Raw genomic sequence first — 12,765 nt, forward strand, 5'->3', positions numbered from 1 at the left:
TCGACGGCGCCTGAAAGCACGCAGCCGCGATATGCTGGGCATCAATGAAACGAGCACGATGGCCCGTCAGGTGCTTTTTCGGTTCAGGCCGGGGGCCCTTGCGCGTCGTATCGCCTGACCTCCGTCGAGGCGGATCGGATCACGGCGACGTCGGTGCTGCGGTCCACGGAGACGGAGAAGCGGATCGGCAGGCCGTGAACGTCGGCAGGCGCCAACATGGACTGCATCTGCACGCCGGCATGGCAAAGCTTGCTGCAGGGGCAATCCTGATGCTGATGCTGATGACGATCGGCCGGGCGGTGTGCGCCAAGCTCCGATGTGCAAATGACCGACAGGGGATCCGGCGCCGCCATCGCAGCACTCGACCATCCCGTCAGCAGCGTCTGGATCGCGAACGACAGGGCCAGCAGGACGCCGAGGAGTCCTCCCGATTGTCGGTCTGCGATGATCCGGCGCCAGAATGTCATGCCTCCCGAATGCCATACTTCCTCTCGCCTGTCATCGCGACATCTTGTACGCCCGTCCTTCTGCCAGGGAACGATGGGTCGCACGCGCACGCCACGGCGGCGGGACAAGCGCAACCGATCGCCTGAAGGTACTTGACACCACACACACCTGTAATGTTATTACATTCGTATGTTACGAGCGACTCTCCTGTCGCACCATCGTTTTTACATCCAGGGAAAACCCGGCTAGATGACCCGACAATCGCCGCCCCCGCGTTTCTTCGCCCCTGACGACGCGTTGCCTGCCGAAGCAAAAGGACGTTGCGTGCACGATTCGACCCTGTCAGCGAGTGGTCTTGGATGGTCGATCCGAACGATGCCGATCCTGCAGGATATCTCCCTCAGGCTTGCGCATGGCAACCGGCTGGCCATCGTCGGACCCAATGGTGCCGGCAAGACGACGCTGCTTCGGCTTCTCTCCGGCATGCTGCAGCCGACGACGGGCAGCATCTGCCTCGTCGGCCGGCCGCTGGAATCCATGACCCCGCAGGAGCGGGCACGGTTGACGGCCGTTGTCGGACAATCCGACCAGCCGGACCACCGCATCTGCGTTCGCGACTATGTCGAACTCGGCCGCATTCCTCACGCCATGCGGACGACACGTGACGAGGGGCGCCGGCTCGTGGAAGACGCACTCGCACGAACCGGTCTTGCCGCTCTCGCGACGCGCGCCATGGGGTCGCTTTCCGGCGGCGAGCGGCAGAGGGCACAGATCGCACGGGCGCTGGCACAGGCGCCCCGTATCCTGTTCCTCGACGAGCCGACCAATCATCTCGATCCGCTGGCACGCCGCACCTTGCTCGCGCTGGTCGCGGATCTCGACATGACCGTCGTCGCGGTCCTGCACGATCTGCATCTCGTTCCCGATTTCGCCACCCATGTGGTGGTGCTGAAGGATAGGCGTTCGGTCGCAAACGGGCCCGTTGCCGAAACGCTCACGAAAACCGTCGTCCGCGAGGTCTTCGGCATCGACCTCCTGCGCCTGCCGCACCCGCATGAAGACCGAGAACTCACGGTCTTCGACATCGCCGCCCCTCTCTGAACCCGGATTCTCCGCCATGAAACGCCTCCTCCTCGCTGCCGTCCTCTCGTTGACCGGCTCTGCGGCCTTTGCTTTTCCCGTCACGGTCGAAAGCTGCGGACAGACGCTGACTTTCGAAAAAGCGCCGGAGCGTGCCGTCGTGCACGACATCAACATGGCGAAGATGGCCTTCGCCCTCGGTCTTCAGCCGAAGATGGTCGGCGTCACCGGCATCAGCGGCTGGTACAAGCTGGACGATGCGTTTCGAACGGAGCAAGGCGCGATCCCGGAACTGGCACCGAAATATCCGCCGCTGGAAAATCTCGTTGCCGCCGAGCCCGACTTCTTCTTCGCCGGCTGGTATTACGGCATGAAGCCCGGCGGCGACGTGACGCCGGAGACGCTGGCGCCGCACGGCATCCAGACGCTCGTGCTCACCGAAAGCTGCGTGCACCTCGACAAGACCCGTCCCGCAGCGTCCATGGATCTGCTCTATGGCGACGTTGAAAAACTCGGCGTCATCTTCGACAGGAAGACGCAGGCCGACGCCCTGATCAAGGGATGGAAAGCGGCGCTTGCGGACATCGAGGCGAAGGTCGCCTCTGACGACGGCATGCGCGTCTTTCTCTACGACAGCGGCGAGGACAAGCCGTTCACCGCCGGCAAGTTCGCCATTCCCACAGCCATGATCAAGGCGGCCGGCGGCGTCAATATCATGGCCGACATGGAAACGAGCTGGGGCACCACGGATTGGGAAACGGTCGCCATGCGCAATCCGCAATTCCTCGTGCTGCTCGATTACCAGACCGACACCGGCTACCGAAAACTCCTCGATTTCCTCAAAGCCCATCCCGCGATGAAGGAAACGGATGCCGTAAAGAACGAACGCTTCGTGGCGCTGCGATACGAGGAACTGACGCCCGGACCGGAAAATATCGCGGCCATCGGCAAGATCGCCCGTGCGCTGCACCCCGAGGCTTTCTGACGGTGCGAGCCGCATTTCCGCTCGGCGTCCTCCTGGCGTCCCTCGGCGTCGCAGCCCTTGCCTGCATCTCCATCGCCTATGGCTCGACCATCATCCCGCTGCCGCAGGTTTTCGCTGCGCTCGCCCGCGCCGCGGGCATGACCCAGATGGACCCGGCCGGCGTGGTCGACCGGATCATCGTCGATCTCCGGCTGCCGCGCGCGATCCTTGCCATCGCCGTCGGGGCGGGGCTCGGCGTCATCGGCCTGCTACTGCAGACGGTGACGCGCAACGATCTCGCCGATCCGTTCCTGTTTGGCCTGTCGGCGGGGGCGGCCGCCGGTGCCGTCATCGTCATCACCCGGCTTGGAGACCGGCTCGGCGTGCTGACGCTGCCGATCGCGGCCTTCGTCGGTGGCATGTGCGCGACCGCGATCGTGTTGATGCTCATCCGACGTGCCCAGGGTTTCGGTCCCGAGCGGCTGATTCTCGCCGGTCTCGCGGTCTCGTTCCTGTTTACGGCGCTGACCAACTATCTGGTGTTTTCCGGCGATCAGCGCGCCGCGCACTCCGTGTTGTTCTGGACCATGGGCGGTCTCGGACTTGCCAGCTGGCAGAACATCGGCATCGGGATACTGGGCTCGTCGGTTGCGATCGGCTACGCGATGGCGCGTCACCGGCAGCTCGACGCTCTGCTCGGCGGCGAGCAGACGGCGGAAAGTCTGGGGATTTCCGTGCGACGGCTGCGGCGGGAGACGTTTCTGGCAGCAAGCTTCGCCACCGCTCTCCTCGTCTCGATCACCGGCGTCATCGGTTTTATCGGCCTGATGATCCCGCATGTCGCACGCACACTGGTCGGCCCGCTGCACAAGCGCCTGACGATCCTCTGCGCTTTTTTCGGTGCAGCCCTGCTGCTCGGCAGCGATCTCATCGCCCGCACGCTCCTGCCGCCGCAGGAACTGCCCGTCGGCATCGTCACGAGCTCGATCGGCGCCGCCTTCGTCGTGATCGTGCTCCTGCAGAAAGGCCGGGCGGCCTGAGTTTCCAGGCCGCACCGACGTCGCAAGGGAAGCTTCAGCTTCTCGGCTTCAGGTTTTCCGGATCGTAGAGCGGCTTGTAGCCGACGGCGACGATCTCGACCGGGAAGCTCTCGTTGAAATATTCGACGTTGAGCGTCCGGCCGACCTCGCAATAGGCGTGCGGGATATAGGCGAGCGCGATATTCTTGCCGATCGTCGGGCCATAGGCGATCGAGGTCGTGTAGGAGCGGCGGCCGAGGTCATCGACCAGCACGGCGCCCGTTTCCGGATCGATGACCGGCAGCGATCCGACGGGATAGCGCTTGACGCCGCTCGCATCCGTGTTCTCCGTCATCACCAGCGTGCAGAGCATGGCCGGCTGGTGCGCGCGCGCCTTGTATTCGAGGTGCTTGGCCTTGCCGCGGAAATCCGCCTCCTTGACCTTCGGTCGGGCCAGATCCGCCTCGATCAGATTGTACTGGGTCAGGAGGTCGCCATTCTGCAGGCGCAGGCTCTTTTCCATGCGGCGGGAGTTCGCATACGTTTCCACGCCGAAGGCCATGACGCCGGTCGCGCGCAACGCATCCCAGACGGCCAGGCCGTCCGCGTAGTTCATATGCAGTTCCCAGCCCTGCTCGCCGACATAGGAAATACGGAAGGCGGTCACGGTCACGCCCGCGATCTCGATGGGCTTGATCGCCGCGAAGGCGAAGTTCTCAGCGTCGAGCGCTGCCGGATCGGCCACGACCTTCTTCAGCGTCTCGCGCGCGTTCGGCCCCCAGATGCCGATGGTCGTGAACTTCTCCGAGACGTCGGTAATCACGACGTCGAGGCCGCGATCCTCCGCCACCCGCTTCATGTAGTGGAAGTCGCGCGGGCCGGCATCGGCGCCGTTGATGAGACGGCAGCGGTCGGCCATGCGGATGACGGTGAAGTCGGCCCGCACCATGCCTTCGTCATCGAGGAAGTGGGTGTAGATTCCTTTGCCGATATTGCCGTCGCCGCCGATCTTGGCGGCACAGAGCCATTCGAGCAGGTCGACATGGTCCGGGCCTTCGATGTCCACCATGTGGAAATGCGAGAGGTTGACGATGCCGCAATCCTCGCTCATCGCCAGATGCTCGGCATTGGAGACGCGCCAGAAATGGCGATTGTCCCATTCGTTCTCGCGCACCGGCACGCGGTCGCTATAGGTTTCCAGCAGATGCTCGTTGGCCTTGTAGCCATGGGCCCGCTCCCAGCCGCCAAGCTCCATGAAATAGCCGCCCAGCGCCGTTTCGCGCTCATGGAAGGGAGAGCGCTTGGCGCCGCGGCCCGAGGCATAGGGTTCGCGCGGATGGATTGCCGGGAAGTAGATCTTCTGCGCCGCTTCGTAGCTGCGGCTCTCGATGAACTCTTCCGTCAGCTGATGCGGATAGAAGCGCGCATAATCGATCGAGCTGTGATCGACCTCGGTGCGCCCATCGGTCATCCAGTCGGCGATCAGCTTGCCGTAGCCAGGGCCGTCCTTGACCCAGATGGCGACGCAGTACCAGAGGCCACGCACCTTCTGGCTCTCGCCGCAGGACGGGCCGCCGGCGGCCGAAACCTGCAGGAGGCCGTTGAACGAATGTCCCTCGTTGTAGCCGAGCTCGCCGAGAATCGGCGTCAACTCCATCGCGCGTTCGAGCGGCGCAAGGATCTGCTCCATGTCGAGATCGCGCTGGGAGGGCGACAGGCGCGCCTCGTGCTTTTCGAGGATCTCGCGCGGATGGCAGAGGCGCGGGTTCTCGGCCTCGTAATAGCCCCACTCGATCTGACCGCCCTCGGTCGTGTTCGGGTCGCCGGTGTCGCGCATATAGGCGGAATTGCCCTGGTCGCGCAGCAGCGGAAAACCGATTTCCTTGCCGGTGCCGGCGAATTCGTTGTAGGGGCCGAAGAAGGTCAGCGGGTGATCGACCGGCATGACCGGCAGGTCCTCGCCGACCATTTCGGCGATCAGCCGGCCCCAGATACCGGCGCAGACGATGACGTGATCCGCGAGAATGGTGCCGCGATGCGTGACCACGCCCTTGATGTGGCCGTTCTCGACGATCAGCGAGGTCGCAGGCGTATTGCCGAAGATCTTCAGCTTGCCGGATTTCTCGGCCGCATCGATCAGCTTGCCGGCGACGGTCTGCGAGCGGGGAATGACGAGGCCGGCATCCGGATCGAAAAGGCCGCCCTGCACCTGGTCTTCCTCGATCAGCGGAAACATCTGCTTGATCTCGGACGGGCTGACATAATGCGCCCGCGTACCGAAGGCCTTGGCGGAGGACAGCTTGCGCTTGATCTCCTCCATCCAGCTGTCGTCGCCGGTGCGGGCCACTTCCAGCCCGCCGATCCGGGCGTAGTGACCCATCTTCTCGTAGAAATCGATCGAGTACTGCGTGGTCCAGACCGACAGGTAATCATGGCTGGTCGTGTAGCAGAAGTCCGAGGCATGAGCCGTCGAACCGATATCGGTGGGGATGCCGGACTTGTCGATGCCGACGATATCGTCCCAGCCGCGCTCGATCAGATGATGCGCGATGGAGGCGCCGACGATACCGCCCAGCCCGATGATGACGACCTTTGCTCTGCTTGGAAACTCTGCCATTGCCTGCCTCGTATCTCTGATGTCACGCGATTGTAGAGCTTAGCCCGTGTGACGCCTGATCTGAAAGCGACAAGGACTGGCCGCGATCACAGTGCTGGACGGTGCAATAGCGACATGATGGCTGATGCCCCGCCGGGCATGAAAGCAGATCGTTGATAAACTTGCCCTTTATGAGAAACCTTTGATCGCCTTGCGCGTTCCGGAGCGGAATTCTCAAACCGACATAACGTCCCAGCACAGGAACTCCTCGATGAGTACAATGGCGGCAAGCGCACATGTGGCGCCTGTACAACCTCGCTCGCGGTCGGTTAAAGCCCTCAGCGCGGTCAATTTCTTCCTCGCGGACGTCCGCGACGGGCTGGGACCTTTCCTCGGCATCTTCCTGATCGGCCAGGGCTGGAGCACGGCGACCATCGGGGTCGTCATGACGATCGGCGGCATTGCCGGCATGCTGGCGACCACGCCGCTCGGCGCGCTCGCCGACGCCTCCAAGGCCAAGCGCTTCATGGTCGGCTTCTGTGCCGCGCTCGTCATCGTCGCGTCGCTCGCCATCCTGTTCGTGCCCACCCTCACCTTCGTCGCGGCCTCGCAGATCGCGACCGGCATCGCGGGCGCCGCCATCGGCCCCGCCGTTGCCGGCCTGACGCTCGGGCTCGTCGGACAAAAGGGGCTTGCCCCGCAGCTTGGGCGGAACGAGGCCTGGAACCATGGCGGCAACGTCTTCGCGGCGGCCGGCGCCGGTTTCTTCGGCTACGAATTCGGTCTCACCGCCGTCTTCATCCTCATGACCGCGATGGCCGCAGGGTCGATCGTCGCCGTTCTCATGATCAAGCCTGAGGATATCGACCACGATGCCGCCCGCGGCATCGAGAAGAAGGAGGGCCAGGACGCCGAGGCGCCCTCGGGCTTCAGCGTCTTGTGGAAATCCACGCCGCTCCTCGTTCTTGCGGCAACGCTGATGCTCTTCCATTTCGGCAACGGCGCCATGCTCCCCCTCCTCGGACAGCAGGTCGCGACGCAGGCGGAAGGTTCCGGTGCGCCCACCGACGACGGCACGGCGTCGACGAATACCACGACCACCACCGGGGAGAACAACGGCACTGTCACGACGCTTCCCCCCGGACAGAGCAAGCCGGGCCAGCCCGCGGCGCAGCCGGTGAGCCAGCCCTCGTCGCTGCAGAGCCTCTTGTCGGATCCGGTCTCCTACACGGCTGCGACCGTCATCATCGCGCAGCTGACGATGATCCCGATCGCCCTTCTCGCTGCCGGCTTCGCCGGACGGCGCGGCTACTTCCTGCTTCTTGTTGCCGCTCTCGTCGCCTTGCCCGTTCGCGGCCTGATCGCGGGCCTCTGGCCGAGCCCCTATGCGCTTATTCCTGTCCAGATGCTCGACGGCGTCGGTGCCGGTCTTCTGGGCGTCGCCGTGCCCGGTCTCGTCGCGCGCATGCTCAAGGGAACAGGGCATATCAATGCCGGCCTCGGTGCCGTCATGACGGTGCAGGGCATCGGCGCGTCGCTCAGCCCCGCCATCGCCGGGGTGATCGTCTCGCACTACGGCTTCTCCGCCGCCTATCTGACGCTCGCGGGCTTTGCCGTCTGCGGATTGGTCATCTGGCTCGTCTCGATGAAGAAGGTGGCCGCTGCCTGCGCCGGCGACTGATAGAGAGCCATCGTCGCGGATCATGAGCGCTCCGGTCAGCCGATCGGGGCGTTCACCGTTTCCGCAGCTTGCGGACCACACCGGCCTCTCCGCGCCTTGCGAGATAAAGCTCGATTGCCGCCCGCGTCAGGAACGAGGCGAGGCCGACGAGGATTGCGACGATGCGGATGCGCATTTCGTCGCGATCGACCTCTGACTGACGCGCGGAGAGAAGCGCCTTCTCGCTCTCGGTGATCGACCCGATCGCACGACGGATGCCGTCCATCGTGGCGCGCTCCATCATCGCGATCTCCAGCTTTCGAGCCGCCTCGAAACCGTCCGTGTCGTGGACGTCGATCGATCGCTTCAGCTCGCCGAGCTTGTCGTCGATCATCCCGTTCAGCGTCTCTACCCGCGTGATCTGTTCGGGATTGTCGGAGATGTGCGCCCGGAGGGTGATGCGCAGATCCGAAAGACGGCTGAGCGCCTTGTCGTAGGGGTCGAGATAGCGGCGGTCGCCACTGAGCAGGTAGCCGCGCTGGCCGGTCTCAGAATCGTCCAGGCCGATCAGCACGTCCTTGGTGGTGTCAATCACCTCATAGGTGTGGATGACGAGGTCCTGATGATCGCTGAGCAGCATGTGCGTCCAGGTGGTCGCGACCACACCGGCGGCGATGACGATGCCGACCGGGATGGAGCGCAACAATACCGGTGTCGTCAGATATCGGGCGCGCAATGCATCGAAGGAGAGGTCCACCATTCACGATTTTCCCATGGCCGGGCGGGCGGCGGGCGCCCGCGTCCCGGCAACGACGACCTGTCTGCAACATCGACCCAGCGACATTCGATAGGACGCCGTGCCGTCCGCCATGAAGTGGGACAAGGACCGCATCGGACAAGCCCGTTCATGACAGAGGACGAAAATATAATCTGCCCTCCCTCATGTCGCGGGGTTGTCGATCAATGCCCGCTCTCCCGCGCCTGCCGCGCAAAGTCGTTGAGCGTCGCAAGCGTTTCGTCGAAGCGCTTTTCCGCCTCGGCAAAGCGGAGGAAGCCGACCTTCTCCACCAGGATCTCGGTAGGCGTCGGCTGCTGCGAGAACAGCGCCATGACCTCGTCCATGAAGTCGTTCAGCGGCATGTAGCCTGCGCGCGTGGACTGTCCGGGCGTCAGCTCCGTCTGCACCGCAGGCGGCGCAAGCTCGATGACCTCGACCTTGCCCTTCAGTACGTCGCGCAGGCTGACCGTATAGGAATGGATCGCCGCCTTGGTCGCGGAATAGGTCGGCGTCGCAACCAGCGGCACGAAGGCGAGGCCCGAGGTGACATTGACGATGGCGGCATCCGGCCGCGTCGTCAGATGATCGATCAGGGCATTGGTCAGCCGGATCGGGCCGAGGAGATTGGTCGCGATGGTCGCGTCCGCGTCGCTGAGGTCACGCGACCGCGTCAGGTCCTCGAACATCATCACGCCGGCATTGTTGATGAGGACGTTCAGCTCCGGATGGTTGCGCACGACCGTCGCCGCGAAGGCTTCGATGCTGTCGGGATCGGCGATATCGAGCGCGTAGCCGACGATGCCCTCATGGGCAGCGGCAACCTCGTCCAGGCGCTCCTGCCGGCGGCCGGCGATGATGACGGTGTTGCCCTGCGCGTGAAAGCGCTCGGCCAGTTCGCGCCCGATGCCGGACGCGCCGCCGGTGACGAGAATGGTGTTTCCGCTGGTTTTCATGTCCTGCCTCGCAAGTGATGGATGGAGTTGGCGTTGATTGTTAATCGAAGCTAACGTTGCTACTCTCCATCGAACAGAAGGCACCGAAAAGATTTATACGCACCCGAAGGAGAGTGTCGATGCAAAGCCTCCACCGTCGTCCCGCCGAGGCGCCGCCTCGTATCCTTCCCGAGGTCGTGGACCCGCGTGTCGAAGCGCTGGTCCACGAGTTGATCGGCCGCGTGGCGGACAAGTGGACGATGCTGATCCTGGAAACGCTGGAGGAAAAGGGCGAGCTGCGGTTCACGCAGCTCAGCCGTGAGATCGGCACCATCAGCCAGAAGATGCTGACGCAGACGCTTCGACAGATGGAGCGTGACGGGCTGATCAAGCGCACGATCCACCCCGTCGTTCCGCCCAAGGTGGAGTATCGGCTGACCGAGCTTGGCCAGAGCCTTGGCGCGGCCTTCTGTGGCGTGTGGATCTGGGCCGAAGAGAACCTTGCCAAAGTCCATGATGCGCGCGAAACCTTCGAAAAGGCCGCCAGGGCGTGAGCGCAGATGATGCGCTTGAAGACGAAACGGGAACCGGCATGGCAGACGCACGGGACGATACGGAAGAAGGCCGGCGTGTCGCGGATGCCGAAGCCGGGGGCTGGCGGCGATGGGGGCCGTTTCTCAGCGAGCGGCAATGGGGCACGGTGCGGGAGGATTACAGCGCCGATGGCGATGCCTGGTCCTCTTTTCCGCACGACCATGCGCGCTCGCGCGCCTATCGCTGGGGCGAGGACGGGATCGCCGGCTTTTGCGACGAACACCAATATCTCTGCCTGTCGCTAGCGCTCTGGAACGGCGCGGACCCGATCGTCAAGGAGCGGATGTTCGGTCTCGCCAATGATGAGGGCAATCACGGCGAGGATGTGAAGGAGGTCTGGTGGTATCTCGATGCGACACCGTCGCACAGCTACCAGACGATGCTCTACCGCTATCCGCAGGCAGCCTTCCCCTATGACGACCTCGTGGCGGAGAACGCCCGCCGCAAGGGCGGCGACCTGCCGGAATACAAGATCGAGGACACCGGCGTTCTCGATGGGCACCGCTATTTCGACGTCGCGGTAAGCTATGTTAAGGCGACCGCCGACGACATTCTGATGCGCGTCTCGATCGTCAACCGGGGGCCGGACGCGGCGTCGCTCCACGTCCTGCCGCAGCTCGTTTTCCGCAATATCTGGAGCTGGGGCGCTGCGGGCGAAAAGCCCGCGATGACGCTGGTCGAGGACAACAGCGTCGCGACCCGCCATCGCGCATTGCCACCCCGGCGCTTCCGGGCGCTGCAGCCGGCGCAGATGCTCTTCTGCGAGAACGAGACCAATATCCGGCGCCTCCCCGACGACGCCCAGCTTTTCCAGAGCGACGACGGAAAGGCCTTCAAGGACGCCATCAACGATCACCTGATCGGCGGCAAGGCGACCGCCCTGCCCGACCATGGCACCAAATGCGCGGCACTGTCGGACCATCGCATCGCCGCCGGCGACACGCTCGTGCTCCGCTATCGCCTGTCACCGGAGGAGAGCACGCCACTATCGGTCGAGGACTTCGACGCGGTCTTTGCGCAACGCTTGCGGGAGGCGGATGATTTCTACGCCTGCGTGCAGGCCGACATCTCCGACCCGGACGCCCGGCTCGTGCAGCGTCAGGCGCTGGGAAGCCTGCTCTGGTCGAAGCAGGTCTATCGCTACGACGTCAAGCGCTGGCTCGATGGCGATCCGACGCGTCCTCCACCGCCCGAGGCGCGCCGCAGCGGCCGCAATGCCGACTGGACGCATCTCGCCAATACCGATGTCGTGCTGATGCCGGACAAGTGGGAATATCCCTGGTACGCCTCCTGGGATCTCGCCTTCCACGCGATCAGCGCCGCCCTCGTCGATCCCGCCTTCGCCAAGGGCCAGCTCCTGCTCCTCACCCGCGAATGGTACATGCATCCGAGCGGGCAGCTGCCGGCCTATGAATGGGCGTTCGACGATGCCAATCCCCCGATCCATGCCTTTGCCGCCCTCCGCGTCTACAGGATGGATGCGGCGCTGACCGGCACGGCCGACCGGGCCTTTCTGGAGCGGATCTTCCACAAGCTGATGATCAACTTCACCTGGTGGGTGAACCGCAAGGATGCGGCCGGCCGCAACCTGTTCCAGGGCGGGTTTCTCGGACTCGACAATATCGGCGTGTTCGACCGATCGAAACCGATCCCCGGCGGCGGCTATATCGAACAATCGGACGGCACCGCCTGGATGGCGATGTATGCGCTGAACCTCATGCGGATGGCGCTCGAACTTGCCCGAGAGAACGCGGTCTATGAGGACGTCGCATCGAAGTTCTTCGAGCATTTTCTGACCATCGCCTCGGCCATGACCCATGTCGGCGGCAGCGAGGCCGAGAAGGGCGAGAGTGGCCGCGGCCTGTGGGATGACGAAGACGGCTTCTTCTACGATGCCCTGGTGCTGCCGGACGGCAGTGAGACGACGCTGCGCGTCCGTTCGCTGGTCGGGCTGATCCCGCTCTGCGCCGTCGAGGTGCTGGATGCCGATATCGCGACGCGGCATCCAGGTTTCGCGGCACGCCTCGGCTGGATGCTGAAGCACCGGCCGGACCTCACCGGTCAGGTCTCCCGCTTTACCGAGCCCGGGCAGGACAGGCGCCTGCTGCTCTCGCTTCTGCGTCGCAGCCGCATGACCGCACTTCTGACGCGCATGCTGGACGAGACCGAGTTCCTCTCGCCCTTTGGCCTGCGGTCGCTGTCCAAAGCGCATGAGGAAACCCCCTTCGCGCTCGATCTGGACGGCGCGCGCTTCGAGGTTCGCTACGAGCCGGGGCTGTCCAAATCGGCGATGTTCGGCGGCAATTCCAACTGGCGCGGACCGGTCTGGATGCCGCTCAACGCCATGATCATCGATGCGCTGCGCGAGTTCGACCGCTTCTATGGCGACGGATTCGCGATCGAGTGTCCCGCCGGCTCCGGCCGGATGCTCGGCCTGCCCGCCATCTGCGACGAGATTTGCCGCCGCCTCTGCGCGCTGTTTCTGAAAGACGATGAAGGCCGACGCCCGGCGATGATCCGTCCCGGCGACGCGAGCGACCCCGCCGATATCGACCGCATCACCTTCAACGAGTTCTTCCATGGCGACACCGGACAGGGCCTCGGCGCTTCGCACCAGACCGGGTGGACGGCGCTGGTGGCCCTGCTGTTGAAACCCGACCGGCGCACGTGACGCGAAACACTGCCGTCTGCCATG

The 12,765-nt window shown here is 64.3% G+C and carries 10 protein-coding genes; 6 read left to right on the plus strand and 4 right to left on the minus strand.

Annotation, left to right across the window (positions count from 1 at the left end; genetic code table 11):
• Nucleotides 1–83: 83 nt before the first annotated feature.
• Nucleotides 84–467, minus strand: a complete 384-nt coding sequence (locus C8J36_RS19280; RefSeq protein WP_132536987.1) for a hypothetical protein — start codon at nt 465–467, stop codon at nt 84–86.
• Nucleotides 468–771: 304 nt separating this feature from the next.
• Here C8J36_RS19280 and C8J36_RS19285 point away from each other — a divergent pair, with 304 nt between their 5' ends.
• Genes C8J36_RS19285 through C8J36_RS19295 form a run of 3 tightly spaced genes read left to right on the plus strand, consistent with a single transcriptional unit; the run spans nt 772 to nt 3,531 of the window.
• Nucleotides 772–1,548: an ABC transporter ATP-binding protein gene (locus tag C8J36_RS19285; RefSeq protein ID WP_245506634.1), complete on the plus strand. Its 777-nt coding sequence runs from the start codon at nt 772–774 to the stop codon at nt 1,546–1,548.
• A 16-nt stretch (nt 1,549–1,564) separates the two neighbouring features.
• Nucleotides 1,565–2,512, plus strand: a complete 948-nt coding sequence (locus tag C8J36_RS19290) for an ABC transporter substrate-binding protein (RefSeq protein ID WP_132536989.1) — start codon at nt 1,565–1,567, stop codon at nt 2,510–2,512.
• Between the two features lie 2 nt (nt 2,513–2,514).
• Nucleotides 2,515–3,531 (plus strand): iron ABC transporter permease, encoded by a 1,017-nt coding sequence (locus C8J36_RS19295; protein ID WP_245506635.1) that lies wholly within the window; start codon nt 2,515–2,517, stop codon nt 3,529–3,531.
• Between the two features lie 34 nt (nt 3,532–3,565).
• On the opposite strand, the gene C8J36_RS19300 is transcribed toward C8J36_RS19295, so the two are convergent.
• Complete coding sequence (locus C8J36_RS19300; protein WP_132536990.1) at nt 3,566–6,127, minus strand: FAD-dependent oxidoreductase; 2,562 nt, start codon at nt 6,125–6,127, stop codon at nt 3,566–3,568.
• 250 nt (nt 6,128–6,377) lie between these two features.
• Between C8J36_RS19300 and C8J36_RS19305 the strand changes: the two genes are divergently transcribed.
• Entirely contained in the window at nt 6,378–7,787 is a 1,410-nt protein-coding gene (locus tag C8J36_RS19305; RefSeq protein ID WP_132536991.1) for an MFS transporter, read from the plus strand.
• A gap of 52 nt (nt 7,788–7,839) precedes the next feature.
• On the opposite strand, the gene C8J36_RS19310 is transcribed toward C8J36_RS19305, so the two are convergent.
• Complete coding sequence (locus C8J36_RS19310; protein WP_132536992.1) at nt 7,840–8,526, minus strand: CHASE3 domain-containing protein; 687 nt, start codon at nt 8,524–8,526, stop codon at nt 7,840–7,842.
• A gap of 200 nt (nt 8,527–8,726) precedes the next feature.
• Nucleotides 8,727–9,497 carry an SDR family oxidoreductase gene (locus C8J36_RS19315; protein ID WP_132536993.1) on the minus strand — a complete coding sequence of 257 codons (771 nt, stop codon included), beginning with the start codon at nt 9,495–9,497 and terminating at the stop codon, nt 8,727–8,729.
• A gap of 119 nt (nt 9,498–9,616) precedes the next feature.
• On the opposite strand from C8J36_RS19315, the gene C8J36_RS19320 reads away from it, so the two are divergent.
• Nucleotides 9,617–10,030: a helix-turn-helix domain-containing protein gene (locus C8J36_RS19320; RefSeq protein WP_132536994.1), complete on the plus strand. Its 414-nt coding sequence runs from the start codon at nt 9,617–9,619 to the stop codon at nt 10,028–10,030.
• A gap of 38 nt (nt 10,031–10,068) precedes the next feature.
• Nucleotides 10,069–12,741 (plus strand): glucosidase, encoded by a 2,673-nt coding sequence (locus C8J36_RS19325; protein ID WP_132536995.1) that lies wholly within the window; start codon nt 10,069–10,071, stop codon nt 12,739–12,741.
• Nucleotides 12,742–12,765: the final 24 nt, after the last annotated feature.

Origin of the sequence: Rhizobium sp. PP-F2F-G48, assembly GCF_004342335.1 — a bacterium.
In the GTDB taxonomy this organism is placed as follows: Bacteria; Pseudomonadota; Alphaproteobacteria; order Rhizobiales; family Rhizobiaceae; genus Ferranicluibacter.